The organism is Zhihengliuella alba (assembly GCF_039538765.1).
Taxonomy (GTDB): Bacteria; Actinomycetota; Actinomycetes; order Actinomycetales; family Micrococcaceae; genus Zhihengliuella; species Zhihengliuella alba.
The window spans coordinates 364,038-382,262 of the sequence record NZ_BAABCJ010000002.1 but is presented as its reverse complement, the minus strand read 5'-3'; the positions used below and the strand labels follow the sequence as shown (position 1 = coordinate 382,262).

The following is an 18,225-nucleotide window of genomic DNA, read 5'->3' as shown; positions in this document are numbered from 1 at the left end:
CGGCATCCGCCCCCAGCGTAGCGGGGCCGTGCCCTAGGGTTGTGTCTGGCCGCACGGGGCCCTGTGGTCCACGCAACGCTGCCGGACCGCGCCCGTGCCGGCCGCCGGCGTGCAGGGAGGGGCACGACGGCGGCGCGCCCCGTCGCTCCATCCCTCCGTCCCGGGGTGGCGAACGGGGGACACGACTCGACCGAAGCAAGGAGGACCGCTCCCGATGAGCACTCAATCCCCGACCGGCCCGCAGGACACCGGCGGCCTGGAACCCCCGAAGAAGTGGAAGGTCGTCGGACCCGGCCTCGTGGTCGCCGCCACCGGCGTCGGCGCCGCGGACATGGTGTCCACGCTCGCCGCCGGCTCGCGCTACGGCTACACGCTGCTGTGGGCCGTGGTGCTGGGCATCATACTGAAGATCATCCTGGTGGAGGGAGCCGCCCGCTACTCCATCACCACCGGCAAGACCATCCTCGAGGGCTGGCGCAGCCTCGGCCGCTGGCCGCTCTGGTACTTCGGCCCGTACATCATCGTCTGGGGCATCGTCTACGGTGCGTCGGCGATGTCCTCCACGGCGCTCCCGCTGGCCGCGCTGTTCCCGGGGGTCCCGCTGTGGGCCTTCGCGATCGCCACCGGCATCGCCGGCTTCGTGCTGGTCTGGTTCAACCGCTACGCCGTGTTCGAGAAGATCACCGCCGTCCTGGTCGGGATCATGTTCGTCACCATCGTGGGCCTGGCCGTCATCGCCGCCCCGAACATCCCGGAGCTGATCACGGGCTTCGTCCCGCGGCTGCCGGAGGGCGGTCTGCTGTACACGCTGGCGCTCGCCGGCGGCGTCGGCGGCACCATCACGCTCGCCGCGTACGGCTACTGGCTCCGCGAGAAGGGCTGGTACGCGCCCAAGTTCATGCGCGTCATGCGGCTGGACAACAACATGGCCTACGTCATGACCGGCATCTTCGTGATCTCCATGCTGATCGTCGGCGCCGAGGTGGTCCGCGCCGCGGGCGTCGAGGTCTCGGCGGGCGACGAGGGCATGATCGACCTGATGGTCGTCCTCGAGGCGCGCTACGGCGCGGTCATCGCCAAGATCTTCCTGGTCGGCTTCTTCGCCGCGGCGTTCTCCTCGGTGATCGGCGTGTGGAACGGCGTCTCGCTGATGTTCGCCGACTTCTGGGCGAACTTCCGCGGGAAGGGCTCCGACCACCCGGACGCCCGCGCCCACGGCAAGTACTTCCGCTTCTACCTGATCTGGCTGACGTTCCCGCCGATGCTGCTGCTGATGCTCGGCAAGCCGATCGCCCTGGTCCTCGCGTACGGCGCCATGGGCGCCCTGTTCATGCCGTTCCTTGCCATCACACTGCTGCCGCTGCTGAATGGGACCAAGTGGGGGATCCCGGCCGAGTGGAAGAACCGCTGGTACTCCAACCTGGCCCTCGGCCTCACGGCCGCGCTCTTCGTGTGGCTGGGCATCGACAACCTGGTCTCCACGATCGTGGAGGCCGCAGGCTGACGCCGGTCCTGCCGTACGACCGCGCCGGTTCTCCGCGAGTGCACAGGTTCCGTGCAGCGGAGGCCGACCGGGCGATTCGATTCAGCAAATCCGGGCGAAATGAGTTCCAAGTCACATCCGTCGGCGGTAGTGTCTGGATATGGAACTTGATTGGAATCTCTTCGAATGCGAGATCCGTTCCGCCGTCGTCCGGATCGCGCGTCAGGTGGTCGCCGACCACCCCAAGCAGGCCTTCTACGGGCTCGCCCTGGAGGCCACGGCGGCGGACGGGACCGACGAGCCGGAGACCCTCGAAGTTCCTGTGCTCGCACTGAACTCGGAGGAGGCCCTGGCCCGCGACAAGCGCGAGGAGACGGGCGAGCTCCGCGCCTTCGACGCGGAGGTCCTGCGCGAGCACCGGCTGCGCGAGGTGACGCTCGGCGTCGACGACGGCACTCTCGGCGGCGCCGCCTACGGCACCGAGACGTCGGGCACTGAGCCGAACGGCGCTGAATGGAACGACCCCGAGCGGAACGGCGCAGGGCGCGACGACTATGATCCCGCGGTCCCGGGCCTCAACGGCTCGACCCCAGGGGACTCCGCGGGGCACGGCACTCCCATCGGCCACGCGGTTCACGGTTCCGGAGAGGCCGACGGTCTCGGCGGGGCCCACGGCTCCGGCGAGGCGGACAGCCCCGGTGGGCCGGCGGGCCGGGTGTCCTCCGCGGCCGGGGACGGCCCTTCCGAGGGCGCGCACGGGCTGGACCCCGATCTCGACGCGGAGGCGGATCTCGACGCGGAGCTGAACGCAGAGCTCGATGGGGTAGCAGCGGACATCGCGCTGCAGGAGGCCGTGGACGAGGACTTCGACGACGGCAGCGGCTACTACTCCCGCCGCTGGGACCCGACCGACTGGCACTGGTGCTCCATGGACCTGTTCGACGACGCCCACGCCGAGGCATGGAACGAGCGGCTGGCCGCCGCCGTCGTCGAGCTCGGCTGGGAGGCCGCGGCCCGGAAGTACTACCGGGTCCTGATCGACGCGGTCGTCGCGGCCCGTGACGAGCTCGCGCGCAAGCGGATCCCCCTGGTCGCCTTCGTCGCCGACAGCGACCACGCCGACGAGCTCCTCCGCCGCTGCCTGACGCCCGAGCAGCTGGAACGGCATTTCCCGGACCTCGAACCGCTCGAGCTGGACGCCGAGACCGTCTGATCCGTCGGTGGTCCGGGACCGCCCCAACTCCCGCGAGGCTGGGAGTTCGCTGGGTCTCACGGCCGCCGGGGTTTGGAGACCGGAGGCGCAGAACTACCGTTTGAGTCCAGGAGTCGGCGCGTCCGCCCAGCCAGGACGGTCACCACCGGCCCGCACCGACGGGAGGGGACGGTCATGGAGACACGGCAGGAGCAGGGAATCGAGCACGTCGGCAGGACTCGGTCAGGGGCCGGGGACGGGCACCGCGCCAGAGCCTGGAGGGCGCTCGCCGTGCTGACGGCGGCCGGGCTGGTCCTCACCGCCTGCGGCGGCGGGGACGCCGGAGGCGGCGGCGGTGGAGGCTACGGGGGCGGTGGCGTCGAGAGCGGCCGGGCGAGCGCGCCGGGAGAGGCCAGCGACTCGCCGGCAGCCGGGTCGGAGGCACCCATGGGCAGCGACGTCGCCCTGACCACCGGAGAGACCGAGCTCGGCACCGTGGTCACCGACGCGGCGGGCATGACCCTGTACGTCTTCACGAAGGACACCGAGGGCACGGACACCAGCGCCTGCACCGGGGACTGCCTCACGGCGTGGCCCATCGCGGTGGCGGACGGCAGCGAGCCTGCGGCGGCGGAGGACATCACCGGGACGGTGGGCACCATCGAGTCGCCCGACGGCCAGCTGCACCTGACGCTGGACGGGATGCCGCTCTACTACTTCGCGCAGGACGAGGAGCCCGGCGATGTCAGGGGCCAGGGCGTCAACGACGTCTGGTACGCCGTCTCGCCGGACGGGGAGATGATCACCGAGTAGCCCGCTCGACACATGGGCGGACGCCGGAACGGCGCTCGGTAGACTGGTGCGCGACACCGAGCGCCGGCCCCACTGCGCCGCGCCGTCCGCCCCCTCCGACCCCCAGGGAGACATCTGTGAGCGTTACCGCCCCCGACCGCGTGGAGATCCGCCGGGCCCTCATTTCCGTGTACGACAAGTCGGGGCTGGAGGAGCTGGCCCTGGGGCTCCACGAGGCGGGAGTCTCGATCGTCTCCACGGGTTCGACGGCGTCGCGCATCGCCGCTGCGGGCGTGCCGGTCACGGAGGTCTCCGAGATCACCGGGTTCCCCGAGTGCCTGGACGGCCGCGTCAAGACGCTCCACCCGCGCGTGCACGCCGGCATCCTGGCCGACCGCCGCCTGGAGGACCACGTCCGGCAGCTCGACGAGCTGGAGGTGGAGCCGTTCGACCTGGTGGTCGTCAACCTCTACCCGTTCGTCGACACCGTGAGGTCCGGCGCCGGGCAGGACGCCGTGGTCGAGCAGATCGACATCGGCGGTCCCTCGATGGTCCGCGCCGCCGCCAAGAACCACCCGTCGGTGGGCATCGTCGTGGAACCGGCCAAGTACGGCCGCGTCATCGAGGCGGCGAAGGCCGGCGGCTTCACGCTCGACGAGCGTCGGCGCCTCGCCGCCGCCGCGTTCGCCCACACCGCCGCGTACGACGCCGCCGTCGCCGCCTGGACCGCCGCCCAGTTCGGGGACGACGCCGGCGAGGAGGCGCAGGGCTGGCCGGCCTTCGCAGCGCTGACGCTCGAGCGCCAGCAGGTGCTGCGCTACGGCGAGAACCCGCACCAGCCGGCCGCGCTGTACGTGGACCCGGCCGCCCCGGCCGGCATCGCCCAGGCCGAGCAGCTGCACGGCAAGGCCATGAGCTACAACAACTACGTGGACGCCGACGCCGCCGTGCGCGCCGCCTACGACTTCGCCGATCCGGCCGTCGCCGTCATCAAGCACGCCAACCCGTGCGGCATCGCCGTCGCGACCCCGGGGGCGGCCGACCCGATCGCTGACGCCCACGCCAAGGCGCACGCCACCGACCCGGTCTCCGCCTTCGGCGGCGTCATCGCCGCCAACCGGCCCGTCACCCGGGCCATGGCCGAGACGGTCACGGGCATCTTCACGGAGGTCGTCGTCGCCCCGGGCTTCGAGCCGGAGGCCGTCGAGATCCTGGCCGCCAAGAAGAACATCCGCCTGCTGCAGCTGCCGGAGGGCTTCGACCGCTACCCGGCCGAGACGCGGCAGATCTCCGGCGGCGCGCTCGTCCAGCAGCGCGACGCGATCGACGCCGAGGGCGACGCCCCGGAGAACTGGACGCTGGCGGCCGGCGAGGCCGCCGACGAGGCGACCCTCGCCGACCTGGCGTTCGCATGGCGCGCGGTGCGCGCCGCGAAGTCGAACGCCATCCTCGTGGCGAAGGACGGCGCCGCGGTCGGCATCGGCATGGGCCAGGTGAACCGCCTGGACTCCTGCCGTCTGGCCATCACCCGCGCCAACACGCTCGGCGTGGCCGTCGACTCCGGCGCCGACGCGGCCGGCGGGGCGGCGAACGTCGAGGGCACGGCCTCGCCGGAGCGCGCCCGCGGCGCCGTCGCGGCCTCGGATGCGTTCTTCCCGTTCGCGGACGGCCTGCAGATCCTGATCGACGCCGGCGTGCGCGCCGTGGTCCAGCCCGGCGGATCCGTCCGCGACGAGGAGGTGGTCGCGGCCGCCAACGCCGCCGGCATCACCATGTACCTCACCGGCGGGACGCGCCACTTCTTCCACTAGTTCCTCCGCGAGGAGCAGCGCAAAGAGAGGCGGCGCAGGGAGCTGTGCGACGGCGGGCGGTCACCCTCGGGTGCCGCCCGCCGTCGCGTGCGCGATCTGTGCCTGCAGGGCGCTCCCCGGGGCCACGGCCGGGAGCGCGGCCGCACCGGACAGCGCCGTGCCGCGCGGCTCGCAGACCTCGAGCTCGGGCCACTCGGCCCGCAGGAGCTCGGTGACGCGACGGCGCACGCGCTCGCCGCGCAGCACGCCGCCCAGGTAGCAGACGCTCGGTGAGCCGTCCCCGTCGGATCCGGTGCGGCCGAATCCGACCCGGCGCAGTGCTGTCGAGACGGACAGGGCGAGCTCCGCGGCGGCCTCGTCGCAGATCTTCCCTGCCACCTCGTCGACCTCGGAGAGCGCGGCGACCTCGGCGGCGAAGCCGGCGGTCCGGCTGACGCGTGCCGGGTCGTTCTGCAGCACGATGTAGGCATGCTCGAGCTCGCCGAGAGCGTCCTCCACCACGGGCGTGAGCGCCGTCGCCGGCCCGCGGCCGTCGTGGGCCCGCATGACGGCGTCGAGGGCCCGGCTCCCGATCCAGAACCCGCTGCCCGCATCGCCCATGCTGTAGCCCCAGCCGTCGACCCGTGCGGTCGACTCGGTGCCGACGGCCAGCGTCACGACGCCGGTTCCCGCCGCCACCACGGCGCCCCTGGTATCGCCGAGGGCGCCGAGGTAGGACGTCACCGAGTCGTGCGCGACGGCGACGGAGCCCACGCCGAGCCGACGCACCCCTTCCAGCACGGCGGCGGCGGTCCCCGGGGTGTCCGTGATGCCGCTGAGGCCGGCGGAGACGACGCCGATGCCGGATCCGCAGCCGTGCCCGGAGCCGGCGGCGATCCGGTGCACCACCTCCACCACCTGCTCGGCGACCGGGCGATCGGTGATGAGCCCGGGAAACTCGAGGATCTGGGGGCGGTCGTCGGAGGCGTACTGCACCAGGGCCCGCACGCCGGTCTGGCCACCGTCGATGGAGAGGTGCTCGATCGCGACCTGCTCGACGGGGCCGCTCCGCCCGGTGGCCAGCCCGCTGGTGCTGTGGTGGGGGTGCATGATTCCGGACTCCTGGTCGGGGACGGCAGCTGGCAGGGGACGGGCTGTCGCCCGGCTCGCGATTCGACGCGGCGCCCCGAGCGCGGGGCGGGCCCGCGGTCCAGCCTAGCGCCGGCGTGGTGCAGCGGTCCGGAGGGCCAGGAGGGAGCGGGGGTGAGACGGGGCGGCGCAACCGGATCAGGGATCGCGGGCCCGCTCGGGTAAATTGGGGGTGTTTGATGCAGGGGCGCACGATGCCTGCTGACCGAGAACCCACAGACCCTGAGGGAGATGCCGCGCCAATGGCAAAGATTATCTACACCCACACCGATGAAGCGCCGATGCTGGCGACGTACTCGTTCCTGCCGATCGTCGAGTCGTTCGCCTCGACCGCGGGCGTGGAGGTGGAGACCCGGGACATCTCGCTGGCCGGCCGCATCGTCGCGACGTTCTCCGACTACCTGGAGGAGGGCCAGCGCCAGGCCGACGCGCTCGCCGAGCTGGGCGACCTCGCCAAGACCCCCGAGGCGAACATCATCAAGCTCCCGAACATCTCGGCCTCGGTGCCGCAGCTGAAGGCCGCGGTGGCCGAGCTGCAGGCGCAGGGCTACGCGATCCCGGACTACCCGGACTCGCCGGCCTCCGACGAGGAGACCGATATCCGCGCCCGCTACGACAAGATCAAGGGCTCCGCCGTGAACCCGGTCCTGCGCGAGGGCAACTCCGACCGCCGGGCGCCCGAGTCGGTCAAGAGCTACGTGCGCAAGAACCCGCACCGCATGGGCGCGTGGTCGGCCGACTCCAAGACCAATGTCGCGACCATGGGCCGGGACGACTTCGCCTCCAACGAGAAGTCCGTGGTCATCGAGGCCGCGGACACGCTCTCCATCCAGCACGTCGCCGCCGACGGCACGGTCAAGGTCCTGAAGAAGGCGCTCCCGGTCATCGCCGGGGAGGTCATCGACGGCACCGTCATGCGCGCCGCCGCCCTGGACGAGTTCCTGCAGGAGCAGGTGCGCCGGGCCAAGGAGGAGAACGTCCTGTTCTCCGCACACCTGAAGGCCACCATGATGAAGGTGTCCGATCCCATCATCTTCGGCCACATCGTCAAGGCCTACTTCCCGCAGCTGTTCGAGAAGTACGGCGACGACCTCGCCGCGGCCGGACTGTCCGAGAACAACGGTCTGGCCGCCATCCTCAACGGGCTCGACGACGTCGCCGAGGACGTCCGCGACGGCATCAAGGCCGAGATCGAGAAGGGCCTGGTTGAGGGACCGCGTCTGGCCATGGTGAACTCGGACAGGGGCATCACCAACCTGCACGTGCCGTCCGACGTGATCGTCGATGCCTCCATGCCCGCCATGATCCGCACCTCCGGCCACATGTGGGGCCCGGAGGGCGAGGAGGACGACACCCTGGCCGTGCTGCCGGACTCGTCCTACGCCGGCGTCTACCAGGCCGTGATCGACGACTGCCGCGCCAACGGCGCCTTCGACCCGACCACCATGGGCACCGTCCCGAACGTCGGGCTCATGGCGCAGAAGGCCGAGGAGTACGGTTCGCACGACAAGACGTTCGAGATCGCGGAGGCGGGCACGGTCCGGATCCTCGACTCGAAGGACAACGTCCTGCTCGAGCACGAGGTCGCCGCCGGCGACATCTGGCGCGCCTGCCAGACCAAGGACGCCCCCATCCAGGACTGGGTGAAGCTGGCCGTGAACCGCGCCCGCGACACCGGCTGGCCGGCCATCTTCTGGCTGAGCGAGGAGCGCGCGCACGACGCGAACCTGATCGCGAAGGTGGAGAAGTACCTGGGCGAGCTCGACACCGAGGGCCTGGATCTCCGCATCATGTCCCCGGTCGAGGCCACCAAGTTCACCATCGAGCGCCTGCGCCGCGGCGAGAACACCATCTCTGTCACGGGCAACGTGCTCCGCGACTACCTGACGGACCTCTTCCCGATCCTCGAGCTGGGCACCTCCGCGAAGATGCTCTCGATCGTCCCCCTGATGGCCGGTGGAGGCCTGTTCGAGACGGGCGCCGGCGGCTCCGCGCCGAAGCACGTCCAGCAGCTCGTCGAGGAGAACTACCTCCGCTGGGACTCGCTCGGCGAGTTCTTCGCGCTGGTGCCGTCGCTGGAGAAGTACGCCGAGCAGGCGGACGCGCCGTCGGCGAAGGTGCTGGCCGCCGCGCTGGACCGCGCGACCGCCACGTTCCTCATGGAGAACCGCTCGCCGGGCCGCAAGCTGGGCACCATCGACAACCGCGGCTCCCACTTCTACCTGGCCATGTACTGGGCGCAGGAGCTCGCGAACCAGACCGAGGACGCCGCGCTGGCCGAGACGTTCAAGCCGGTCGCCGAGGCCCTGGTGGGCCAGGAGGAGGCCATCGTCGCCGAGCTGAACGGCGTCCAGGGCACCCCCGTGGACCTGGGCGGCTACTACCGCCCGGACGACGCGAAGGCCGCCGCCGCCATGCGCCCGTCCGCCACGTTCAACAAGGTGCTGGAGGGCCTGGCCGCCAAGTAGCGGCCGGAGCGCTCCCCGGGAGAGCAGTACGACGACGGCGCCCCGCCGTCCGCGACCGAGTCGTGGACGGCGGGGCGCCGTGGTTCAGTCCGCGAGGGACGGCGAGGCGGCCAGGAGCTGCCGGGTGTACTCCTGCTGCGGGTCGGCGAAGACATCCTCGGCCGGCCCGGACTCCACGATGCGTCCGCCCTGCATGACCAGGAGGTGGTCGCTGACGTGGCGGACCACGGCGAGGTCGTGGGAGATGAACAGATAGCTCAGGCCCAGGCGCTCCTGCAGGGCGTCGAGCAGGTCCAGGATCTGCGCCTGCACGGAGACGTCCAGCGCGGAGACGGGCTCGTCGCAGACGATCACGCGTGGTCCCGGGGCCAGGGCACGGGCGATGGCCACCCGCTGCCGCTGCCCGCCTGAGAGCGACCGCGGGTGGCGGTCGGCCACGCCCTCCGGCAGGCCGACCAGCTCTAGCAGCTCGCGGACCCGGCCGCGCTGCCGGCGCGCGCTGCGGCTGCGGCCGCCGGTGGCCGCGTCCGCCAGCAGGGACCCGACGCCGATCCGCGGGTCGAACGAGGACAGCGGGTCCTGGTACACGGCGCCGAGGTGGGTACGGCGGGGGCGCCGGTCCCTCTCGCGCAGGCCCGGCCCGACCCACGGTTCGCCGAGGAGGCCGACCTCCCCGGCGTCCGGCTCGGCGAGGCCGAGCACCAGGCGGGCGGTGGTCGTCTTGCCGGAGCCGGACTCGCCGACCAGCCCGACGGTCCGTCCGGCGGGCAGCTCGAAGCCCACGCCGTCGACCGCGGCGAAGGGCGCGCCGTCACGGAGGAAGGTCTTCGTCAGGCCCCGCGCCGAGAGCGCCGGTGCAGGCGGCGTTCTCCCGCTGGACGGCCCGGAAGGTGCCGGTGCGGACCTCATCGGCGAGGGTCCAGACGGCGACCGGGGTGCCGGCTCGGTCACCGTGAGCCGGGTGCCGCGCGGCTTCCCGGCCGGTACGGCGGCGAGCAGCATGCGCGTGTACTCGTGCTGCGGGCTGCTCAGGACGTGCGCCGCGGGTCCCGACTCGACGACCTCCCCGTCCCGCATGACGAGGATCCGGTCCGCCACCGAGGACACCACCGCCAGGTCGTGGCTGATGAGCAGGAGCCCTGTGCCCTCGGGGCGGGTGGCGGACGGGCGCCGCAGCCGGGCGAGGAGGTCCATGACACGGGCGGCCACGGTCGCGTCGAGCGCCGTCGTCGGCTCGTCGGCGATGAGCAGGCCCGGGCCGGCCGCGATGGCCGTCGCGATGAGCGCGCGCTGGCGCATGCCCCCGGAGAGCTGGTCGGCCCGCTGCCCGGCCGTCGCCGGGGGGAGTCCGACGTCGGAGAGCAGGTCCCGGGCGCGCAGGCCTCGGTCCGCGGGGCCGAGGTCCGTGTGCAGGCGCAGCACGTCGTCCAGGTGCCGGCCGACGGTCCGCAGCGGATCGAGGGAGACGAGCGCGTCCTGCAGGACGAGTCCCACCTCCCCGCCGCGCACGCGCCGCCACTCGGCCGCCGTCGCGCTGCGCGCGCCCCCGCGCAGGGTGCTGCGTGTGCCCCCGCGCAGGGTGCCGTGCGAGGCGCCGGCGCCGAGCATGTCCCGCGCGCCGATGCGGAGGCGGTCCGCGGAGACTCGGGCGCGGCCCCCGGCCCCGGCGGCCCCGCCGTCGGCGAGGCCGAGCAGCGCACGGGCGGTGACGGACTTGCCGGAGCCCGACTCGCCGACGATCGCCACGCACTCGCCGGCGACGACCCGCAGGTCGAGCCCGCGGACGACGGGATCGGCGGCACCGAACCGCACGGTCAGGCCGGCCACGTCGAGCAGGGGCGTCCGCTCGCCGCCGCCCGCCGCCGAGGAGTGGGTCGCGCTCATCGCAGGCCCTCCGTCCGCCGCTGCAGCCAGCGCCCGAGCACGGTCGCCGACGCCGCCACCAGCACGATCGCGAGCCCCGGGAACACGGTCATCCACCAGGCCAGCTGCAGGTACGTCCGTCCGGCGGAGAGCATGGCGCCCCACTCCGGCGCGGGAGGCGGCGTGCCGAGGCCCAGGAAGCTCAGCGCCGACGCCCACACCACGGCCTGCCCCACGCCCAGCGTGGCGAGGACCAGCACCGGGCCCAGCGCGTTCGGCAGCAGGTGCCGGAGCAGGATCTGCCCGGGGGAGCGGCCGAGCACGCGGGCGGCCTCGACCATGGCCGAGTCCCGCAGCCGCATGACCTGGCCGCGGATGATGCGCGCGTAGCCGGGCGCGGTGGACAGGCCGACGGCCATCACGGTGGTGACCAGTCCGGGCCCGGCCAGCGCGATGAACACGAGCGCCAGGAGCAGGCCCGGCAGCGCGAAGAGCACCTCCAGCACCCGCCCGATCACGGTGTCCAGCCACCTCGTCCGCCGCGCCCGTCCCGCCGTCAGTCCGGCGGGGATGCCCAGCAGTAGCGCCAGGGCCAGCCCGATCCCGGTGGCGGCCGCGCCGATCGTCAGTGACTCGCGGGCGCCGAAGACCACGCGGGAGTAGATGTCCCGGCCCGACTCGTCCGCGCCCAGCCAGTGCCCGGGGCCCGGCCCCTGGAAGGCGGCGGCGGGGTCGATGGCCAGCGGATCCGCCGTGGCGAGCCACTGCGGCGCCGCCACGGCGGAGAGGAGGAACAGGACGACGACGCCGGCCAGCAGCGCGGGCAGCTCGCCCGCCGTGCGCGCGGCGTGTCCGCCGAGCCCGGGGCGCGTCCTGGACCGGCCGCGTTCGTCGGCGGGGGCGGAGGACAGCTCGGGAATCATCCGGCGACCCTCGGATCGGCGAGCCGCTCCGCCAAGTCGGCCAGCGCCATCACCACCACGTACGTCAGCGCGGAGACGAGGACCACGCCGGTCACCAGGGACACGTCGCGGGCCGTGACCGCGTTCAGGAGCGTCCGGCCCAGCCCGGGGCGGGCGAACAGGGACTCGACCACCACGGCACCGGAGATCAGGGAGCCCAGCGCCCACCCGGAGAGGCCGATGCCGGGCAGGGCGGCGTGGCGGAGCCCGTGGTGGAGCAGCACGCCGGCCTCCGACTCCCCGCGGGCCCTGGCCGCGAGGGCGAACGGGCTGGAGAGGGCTGTCGCGAGGGACTCGCGCATGATCTGGCCCAGGAAGCCGGCCAGCGGCAGCGCGAGCGTCAGGACGGGCAGCACCAGCCCGGCGGGGGAGTCGTCGGCGACCGGCGGCAGCCAGCCCAGGGACGTCGCGAAGACGAGCACCAGCACGCTGCCGAGCCAGAAGTGCGGGACCGCCGCGGCGACGATCTCCATCCCGGAGCCGATCCGGTCCGCGACGCGGCGCCACCGCGGCTCGCGCGCCAGCGAGGTCAGGACGGCCAGCCCGAGGGCCAGCGCCCACGCGAGGAGCCAGGAGAGCAGGGCCAGCAGGAGCGTCCCGGGCAGTTGCTCGCCGACGACGTCGGCGACCGGCACCTTGAGCGAGTAGCTGGTGCCCAGGTCGCCGCGGAGCAGGTTCCCCAGCAGGAGCGCGTACTGCACGGGCAGCGGCCGGTCCAGCCCGTACTCGGCGCGCGCCGCGTCGAGGGCCTCGGGCGAGGCCTGCGATCCCGGGCCGCCCATGATCGCCTCGGCCGGGTCGCCGGGGACCAGGCGGATGCCGAGGAAGATGAGCGTCGCCACCGCCCAGAGGACCAGCAGGCCCCCGGCGGACTTGGACAGCAGCCAGCGCATCATCGGTTCGTCGGATCCACGCGGTGGGCCGGGGCTACTCGGCCAGCCAGGCGTCGTGGAACGTCGGGGTCGCCACCGCCGTCGTCGCCCCCACGCCCTGGAGCGAGGAGGAGTGCAGGAAGTGGTTCTGCTGGTCGTAGAGCGGCAGCACGTAGAAGCCCTCGAGGAGCTTCCGCTGCGCCTGCTCGTACAGCGCGGCGCGCTCGGCATCGTCCTGGGTGGAGGCGGCCTGCTCCAGCCAGGCGTCGATCTCCTCGTCCTGGACCATCGCGTGGTTGGCGAAGTACCCGGACGGCGCGGGGACGGTCGAGTCGGAGTGGTAGAGGATCCGCAGCACGTCCGGTCCCACCTTGGTGTAGGGCGCGGAGACCAGGTCGTACTCGTGGGCGCCGAGCGCCTCGTACCAGCTGCTGAGGTCCTGCAGCTCGAGGGTGACCTCGAACCCGGCCTCCTTGGCGGTGGCCTGCAGCTGCTGGAACAGCGACTGCTCGGCGGGCACCGACTGGTTGGTGGAGACCGGCAGGTGCACGCTCAGGCGCTCGCCGTCCTTGACGCGGTACCCCTCGGCGTCGCGCTCGGTCCAGCCGGCCTCGTCGAGCAGCCGCGAGGCCTCCTCCGGGTCGTGGGCGAACAGCGACTCGTCGCTGTAACCCATCGGCTCCACGGAGGACAGGGCGGAGTAGGAGCGCTCGGCGGTGCCGAAGAAGAGGGAGTCGACGGCGGCGTCCACGTCGACCGAGCGGACGAACGCCTCGCGCACCCGCGCGTCGTCGAAGGGGGCCTTCGACGAGTTGAGCTCGATCCGGTTGGAGGCGCCGGGGCGTGGGGCGTCCAGGTGCTCGATCGCGTCGTCCTCGCCAGCGGCGACGATCGTGTCCGGCTGGGCGTTGTCGATCATGTCCACGGTCCCTGCCTGCAGGGCCGAGTAGCGGGCGGCGGACTCGGGGATGAACCGCCACTCGATGCCCTCGAGGTATGCGGGGCCGGTGTGCTCCGGGTCGGCGGCGGCGTCCGGATTCGGGACCACGTAGTCCTCGTTGCGGGCCAGCGTCACCGACTGCTGCTTGGTCCACGCGTCCACCACGAACGGGCCGGTGCCGATCGGTGCGGCGCAGTTCTCCTCCATGCCGCGCTCCAGGCCGGCCGGGGACATCATCGCGACCCAGTGCTGGGACAGCGATTCGAGCAGCGCCGCATCCGGGGCGGAGAGGTTCAGCTGGAGCATGTGCTCGTCGAGCGCCTCCATGGTGTCCACCTTTGCCATGGCGAGGTAGCCCGTGGAGGAGAGGGTCTCCGGGTCCTTCACATGCTCGATGTTCGCCTTCACCGCGGCGGCGTCGAACGGGGTCCCGTCGGAGAACGAGATCCCCTCGCGCAGGCCGAGCGTGACGGTGAGCCCGTCCTCGGAGACCTCGGCGCCGGTGGCCAGCCACGGGACGATCTCGCCGTCGTCGTCCTTGGTGAACAGCGTCTCCAGGAACTGGGAGGCCAGGAGCGCCTGGGGGTAGTTGCCGCCGACGTGCGGGTCCAGGCAGGTGGGCTCGGCGTCGCCGGACGCGTAGACGAGGGTGCCGCCGCTGACGGGCTCGCCGCCGGCCTCGGGCGCGGCGCCGGGGGAGCAGGCGCTCAGCGCCAAGGTGGAGGCGAGCACGACGGCGGCCGGTGCGGCCAGCTGCCGGAGGCGCGGTCCGCGGGAGGTGGCGTGCCGGCGTGGGGTAGTCATAGGCGTTGCTGTCTTTCGGGTCCGAGTGAGGGGCCGCCCGTGCCGGGCGCCGGTCCAAGGCTAGTCCAGACGGCCGCGGGATGCGGACGCGGCCTGGGCCCGCACCGCCGCGACCGGCCCGCCCGGGGCCCGATGTCACATTCGCCCGCCGGCGGGCGCCGGATTCTGCCGGTGCAGCCCGGCCGGTGCAAGGTATTGCCCATGTCCCCCAAGCACACCACCGAAGCCGGCGCGGCACCCCAGGGAGCGCCGCCCACCTCTGCCGCCGACCGCACCGCCAAGGTCGCCGTCACCCTGTTCCCGATCCTGATCATCGCCGGCGGCGTCGTCGGGCTGTTCGCCCCGGCGCCGTTCGTGGACCTGGCCTTCCTGATCAACCCCCTGCTCATGGTGATCATGTTCGGCATGGGCCTGACCCTGACGTTCCCCGACTTCGCGCTGGTGGCGCGGCACCCGCTGCCGGTGCTGCTCGGCGTCGTCGCCCAGTTCGTGGTCATGCCGCTGGTCGGCCTGCTCGTCTCCGTGGCGCTGGGCCTCTCGCCCGCGCTCGCGGCGGGTGTCATCCTGGTCGGCTGCGCCCCCGGCGGCACCGCGTCGAACGTCGTGACGTACCTGGCCCGCGGCAATGTGGCGCTCTCCGTGGCGATGACCAGCGTCTCCACACTCCTGGCACCGGTCTTCACCCCGCTCCTGACGCTCTGGCTGGCCGGGCAGTACCTGCCCGTGGACGCCGGCTCGATGGCGTGGTCGATCGTCCAGATCGTCCTCATCCCCGTCCTGCTCGGGCTGGTCCTGCGCGCGGTGGTGCCGCGCGCGGTCGACGCCGTCCTGCCGGTGCTGCCGTGGGTGTCCGTGCTCGCGATCTCGTTCGTCGTCGTGGTGGTGGTCGCCCGCAGCGCGGAGGCGATCTTCGCCGCCGGGCTGCTGATCCTGCTGGCCGTGGTCCTGCACAACGGTGCCGGCCTGGCGCTCGGCTACGGCATCGGACGGCTCTTCCGCCAGCCGGTCGCCTCGCGCCGGACCATGGCGGTGGAGATCGGCATGCAGAACTCCGGCCTGGCGTCCGGGCTCGCCGCACAGTACTTCTCCCCGGAGTCGGCGCTGCCCGGTGCCGTGTTCTCGGTCTGGCACAACGTCTCCGGCGCGCTCATCGCCGCCTACTGGCGCCGGAGGAGCACCGACTGAATCTCGTCGGGGCCACCCGTCAGGGCGCGCGGTTGAGTCGCGCCCTGACGGTGCCGAGGAGCAGCGGCAGGACCCCCGCCATGGCGGTGACGGCGCCGAAGGCGATCAGCCAGCGGAAGTCGACGACGTCGAGCAGGGCCGCGGCGAAACCGGCGGCGAGCGCCTGCGTCCCGTTGCCCAGCATGTTCGCCGCCGCAGCGCCCCGCCCCTGCAGGCGGTCCGGGAGCTCCTGCTGGCGGAGTGTCGCGGCCGCCACGATGACGATCGTGATCCCGAAGGCGAACGGGACGATCCCGAGCAGGCACACCACCAGGTTGCCGGAGACCTGCGCCCCGTAGCCGAGACCGAAGGCGAGCGCGCCGAACCCGAGGGAGCGCGCGAAGCCGAGCCGGTTCAGGATCCGCCCGGCGTTGAGCCCGGCGACGATCGAGAAGACGCCCTGCAGCGCGACGGCCACGCTGAGCGCCTCCGGGGGCAGGCCCAGCCCGCGGTCCAGGACCGCGAAGGACGTCGAGTTGGTCATGCCGCCGCCCACGCACGCCAGCCCCATGACGAGCGTCGCGACCCGGACGCCCCGATGGCGCCAGAGCGCGACGAAACCTGCCGTGGTCTGCGCCAGCAGGTGCGGCTCGCCCTCCTCCCGGGCCACGGCCTGGGCGGGCACGCGGAGCAGCAGGCCGGCGCCGAGGAGGAAGAACACGGCGGTGCCGATCACCACCGGGGCCATGCCCCAGAGCCCGAAGACCGCGGCTCCCGCCAGCGGTGCGACCAGCCGCAGCGACTGGTCCACGCTGGAGAAGATGCCGTTCGCCGGGGCCAACAGGTGCGGGGGCACGGTCGCCTTCAACAGGCCCGCCTGGGCGCTGCCGTTGACGAAGCCGCACGTCGCGTAGAGCGCCATCACCGCGTACACGATCCAGAGCTGCCCCGTGGGCTCCACCAGCAGCAGCGCCAGGACGACGGCGGCCGTGAGGACGTTGTTCGCGATCATCAGGCCGCGCCGCGGGACGCGGTCCGCCAGCAAGCCGATCCACGGGGCGGCCAGCGAGGGCAGGCCCATGACGAGGAAGACGCTCGCGGCCAGCGCGTCGGATCCCGTCAGGACCTTCATCCAGATCCCGGCGGTGATGTAGAGCGCCGAGTCGCCCAGGTTGCTCACCGTCCACGCGGCCAGCAGGCGCCGGTACGCCGGGACGGCGAGCAGCTCGCGGTTCCTGCCGTGCCGCGCCTGGGCCTGATTCGTTGCAGCGCTCCGATCTGTCTCCGCGGTCCGGTCGGTCTGCGGCGTCTGATCCGGCGCGGGCGTGGCCAGGACGGGGCTGGCGGCCGAGGGGTCGGCTGCCGAGGGGCTGGCTGCCGACGGGTGCGGTGCCTCCGGGGCCGTGGTCGGGTCAGTCATCTCGTCGGTCCGCCCTCGTCGCCGGCGGCACCGCCGCCGTCCGCACCGTCGGCTCCCTCGGTCTCCCTGCCGCCGTCGTCCCCGTCCGCGCCGTCCCGGTCCGCGCCGTCCCGGTCCGCGCTGTCCGCGTCCGCGTCGTCCCCGTCCGCCGGGCGCAGGCCCGCGGGGTCGAGGGTCAGGGCGCCGAACAGATGCGCCAGGCGCGCGCCCTCCGGCCGTGCCTCCGGGTTGCGGAGCCGCCCCGCGAAGCGTTCGGCCAGACCGATGAGCGTGGCCCGGAGGTCGGCGAGCTCCTCGTCCGTGGCGTAGAAGGACGACGTCGACAGTACGTTCAGGTCCACGTCGTCCGGGTGCATTCCCGGCAGGTGCGCTCCGAAGGCGCGCAGCCGGTCGGTCTCGCGCGTCACCGTCAGCGCGGCCATGGCCCCGACGGCGGCGGCGGAGCCCGGCACGGCCGGGTCGATCTGCTGGGTGTAGGAGTCGAAGACCTTGCGCCAGGGCTTCTCGCGTCCGCGGCGCTCGCCGGGTTCGATGTAGCCGTGGTGGGCCAGCGAGCGCAGGTGGAACGAGCAGCTGGCCACGGACTCCTCCAGGGCGGCCGCACACTCGGTGGCCGTGGCCTGCTCGACCGTTCCGAGGTAGTCGAGCAGGGCCAGGCGGATGGGGTGGGCGAGCGCCCGGATCTGGCGGGGGTCGGAAGTGACGCTCCCGTGGGCGCGGGTGGTCTGGTCGCTGGGGTCCATGCGCCCAGAGTAGTACCCTAAAGACTGCTTTAGCAAGAAGTCTTTAGAATGCCGGGTTCAGGACTCGCAGGCCTCCCGGTGCTTCTCGGCGAGGCCCAGGTATGTCTCCGCATTCCGGTGCAAGCCCGCCACCTCGTCGTCGGTCAGCTCGCGGCGGACCTTCGCGGGGACGCCGGCCACCAGCGACCGCGGCGGGACCTGGGTTCCCTCCAGCACCAGGGCGCCGGCCGCCACCAGCGACCCGGCGCCGATCTCGGAGCCGTTCATGACGGTCGCGCTCATGCCGATCAGGCAGTCGTCGCCGATCGTGCATCCGTGCAGGACCGCCGAGTGGCCCACGGACACGCCCTCGCCGACCGTGCACGGCACCCCGCGATCGGCGTGGACCACGACGTTGTCCTGCAGGTTGCTGCGAGCGCCGACGCGGATCGCGTCCGAGTCGCCGCGGACCGAGACGCCGTAGAACACGCTGGCGCGGTCGCCGATCTCCACGTCCCCGCTGAGGACCGCCGTCGGCGCCACGAAGGCGGTCGGGGAGACGCGCGGCGTCTTGCTGTCGATGGTGATGATGTGGGCCATGGCA

General features: G+C 72.9%; 14 protein-coding genes. 6 read left to right on the top strand and 8 right to left on the bottom strand.

The window, feature by feature from the left end:
• The first annotated feature begins 214 nt into the window (after positions 1–214).
• The 4 genes from ABD784_RS07445 to purH all read left to right on the top strand — a co-directional run bounded on the left by ABD784_RS07445 (position 215) and on the right by purH (position 5,278).
• On the top strand, positions 215–1,504 hold the full coding sequence (locus tag ABD784_RS07445) for an Nramp family divalent metal transporter (RefSeq protein WP_344882247.1): 1,290 nt from the start codon (positions 215–217) through the stop codon (positions 1,502–1,504).
• A gap of 139 nt (positions 1,505–1,643) precedes the next feature.
• Positions 1,644–2,696: a DUF4303 domain-containing protein gene (locus ABD784_RS07440; RefSeq protein ID WP_344882244.1), complete on the top strand. Its 1,053-nt coding sequence runs from the start codon at positions 1,644–1,646 to the stop codon at positions 2,694–2,696.
• A 174-nt stretch (positions 2,697–2,870) separates the two neighbouring features.
• The gene (locus tag ABD784_RS07435; protein WP_344882241.1) at positions 2,871–3,488 is read left to right on the top strand and encodes a COG4315 family predicted lipoprotein; all 618 of its coding nucleotides are present in this window, start codon (positions 2,871–2,873) and stop codon (positions 3,486–3,488) included.
• Positions 3,489–3,604: 116 nt separating this feature from the next.
• Positions 3,605–5,278, top strand: coding sequence for a bifunctional phosphoribosylaminoimidazolecarboxamide formyltransferase/IMP cyclohydrolase (gene purH / locus ABD784_RS07430; protein WP_344882238.1), 1,674 nt, complete (start codon positions 3,605–3,607; stop codon positions 5,276–5,278).
• Between the two features lie 60 nt (positions 5,279–5,338).
• Here the strand turns inward: purH and ABD784_RS07425 are convergent, their stop codons facing one another.
• Entirely contained in the window at positions 5,339–6,367 is a 1,029-nt protein-coding gene (locus ABD784_RS07425) for an N-acetylglucosamine kinase (RefSeq protein WP_344882235.1), read from the bottom strand.
• Between the two features lie 281 nt (positions 6,368–6,648).
• Here ABD784_RS07425 and ABD784_RS07420 point away from each other — a divergent pair, with 281 nt between their 5' ends.
• Positions 6,649–8,874 carry an NADP-dependent isocitrate dehydrogenase gene (locus ABD784_RS07420; protein ID WP_344882232.1) on the top strand — a complete coding sequence of 742 codons (2,226 nt, stop codon included), beginning with the start codon at positions 6,649–6,651 and terminating at the stop codon, positions 8,872–8,874.
• A gap of 84 nt (positions 8,875–8,958) precedes the next feature.
• Here the strand turns inward: ABD784_RS07420 and ABD784_RS07415 are convergent, their stop codons facing one another.
• The 4 genes from ABD784_RS07415 to ABD784_RS07400 are packed head-to-tail and all read right to left on the bottom strand — an operon-like array spanning position 8,959 to position 14,315.
• On the bottom strand, positions 8,959–10,758 hold the full coding sequence (locus tag ABD784_RS07415; RefSeq protein ID WP_344882228.1) for an ABC transporter ATP-binding protein: 1,800 nt from the start codon (positions 10,756–10,758) through the stop codon (positions 8,959–8,961).
• On the bottom strand, positions 10,755–11,660 hold the full coding sequence (locus tag ABD784_RS07410; RefSeq protein WP_344882225.1) for an ABC transporter permease: 906 nt from the start codon (positions 11,658–11,660) through the stop codon (positions 10,755–10,757). The genes ABD784_RS07415 and ABD784_RS07410 overlap by 4 nt, the downstream gene beginning before the upstream one ends.
• Positions 11,657–12,595 carry an ABC transporter permease gene (locus ABD784_RS07405; RefSeq protein WP_344882223.1) on the bottom strand — a complete coding sequence of 313 codons (939 nt, stop codon included), beginning with the start codon at positions 12,593–12,595 and terminating at the stop codon, positions 11,657–11,659. The genes ABD784_RS07410 and ABD784_RS07405 overlap by 4 nt, the downstream gene beginning before the upstream one ends.
• Positions 12,596–12,626: 31 nt before the next feature.
• Positions 12,627–14,315, bottom strand: a complete 1,689-nt coding sequence (locus ABD784_RS07400) for an ABC transporter substrate-binding protein (protein ID WP_344882220.1) — start codon at positions 14,313–14,315, stop codon at positions 12,627–12,629.
• A gap of 201 nt (positions 14,316–14,516) precedes the next feature.
• On the opposite strand from ABD784_RS07400, the gene ABD784_RS07395 reads away from it, so the two are divergent.
• Positions 14,517–15,500 (top strand): bile acid:sodium symporter family protein, encoded by a 984-nt coding sequence (locus ABD784_RS07395; RefSeq protein ID WP_344882217.1) that lies wholly within the window; start codon positions 14,517–14,519, stop codon positions 15,498–15,500.
• A gap of 19 nt (positions 15,501–15,519) precedes the next feature.
• On the opposite strand, the gene ABD784_RS07390 is transcribed toward ABD784_RS07395, so the two are convergent.
• From ABD784_RS07390 to ABD784_RS07380, 3 genes are read right to left on the bottom strand one after another with little or no spacing between them, the layout of a single operon-like run.
• Positions 15,520–16,899 (bottom strand): MFS transporter, encoded by a 1,380-nt coding sequence (locus ABD784_RS07390; protein ID WP_344882215.1) that lies wholly within the window; start codon positions 16,897–16,899, stop codon positions 15,520–15,522.
• A complete protein-coding gene (locus tag ABD784_RS07385) occupies positions 16,896–17,642 on the bottom strand; it encodes a winged helix-turn-helix domain-containing protein (RefSeq protein ID WP_344882214.1) in 747 nt (248 codons plus the stop codon). Before ABD784_RS07385 ends, ABD784_RS07390 begins: the two co-directional genes overlap by 4 nt.
• Before the next feature lie 57 nt (positions 17,643–17,699).
• The gene (locus ABD784_RS07380) at positions 17,700–18,221 is read right to left on the bottom strand and encodes a gamma carbonic anhydrase family protein (RefSeq protein ID WP_344882211.1); all 522 of its coding nucleotides are present in this window, start codon (positions 18,219–18,221) and stop codon (positions 17,700–17,702) included.
• Between the last annotated feature and the right edge of the window lie 4 nt (positions 18,222–18,225).

Bases quoted from the DNA above. Each gene is read 5' to 3' on its own strand.
- ABD784_RS07445 (WP_344882247.1), top strand. From the start codon at position 215: ATGAGCACTCAATCCCCGACCGGCCCGCAGGACACCGGCGGCCTGGAA.
- ABD784_RS07440 (WP_344882244.1), top strand. From the start codon at position 1,644: ATGGAACTTGATTGGAATCTCTTCGAATGCGAGATCCGTTCCGCCGTC.
- ABD784_RS07435 (WP_344882241.1), top strand. From the start codon at position 2,871: ATGGAGACACGGCAGGAGCAGGGAATCGAGCACGTCGGCAGGACTCGG.
- ABD784_RS07425 (WP_344882235.1), bottom strand. From the start codon at position 6,367: ATGCACCCCCACCACAGCACCAGCGGGCTGGCCACCGGGCGGAGCGGC.
- ABD784_RS07420 (WP_344882232.1), top strand. From the start codon at position 6,649: ATGGCAAAGATTATCTACACCCACACCGATGAAGCGCCGATGCTGGCG.
- ABD784_RS07415 (WP_344882228.1), bottom strand. From the start codon at position 10,758: ATGAGCGCGACCCACTCCTCGGCGGCGGGCGGCGGCGAGCGGACGCCC.
- ABD784_RS07410 (WP_344882225.1), bottom strand. From the start codon at position 11,660: ATGATTCCCGAGCTGTCCTCCGCCCCCGCCGACGAACGCGGCCGGTCC.
- ABD784_RS07405 (WP_344882223.1), bottom strand. From the start codon at position 12,595: ATGATGCGCTGGCTGCTGTCCAAGTCCGCCGGGGGCCTGCTGGTCCTC.
- ABD784_RS07400 (WP_344882220.1), bottom strand. From the start codon at position 14,315: ATGACTACCCCACGCCGGCACGCCACCTCCCGCGGACCGCGCCTCCGG.
- ABD784_RS07395 (WP_344882217.1), top strand. From the start codon at position 14,517: ATGTCCCCCAAGCACACCACCGAAGCCGGCGCGGCACCCCAGGGAGCG.
- ABD784_RS07390 (WP_344882215.1), bottom strand. From the start codon at position 16,899: ATGACTGACCCGACCACGGCCCCGGAGGCACCGCACCCGTCGGCAGCC.
- ABD784_RS07385 (WP_344882214.1), bottom strand. From the start codon at position 17,642: ATGGACCCCAGCGACCAGACCACCCGCGCCCACGGGAGCGTCACTTCC.
- ABD784_RS07380 (WP_344882211.1), bottom strand. From the start codon at position 18,221: ATGGCCCACATCATCACCATCGACAGCAAGACGCCGCGCGTCTCCCCG.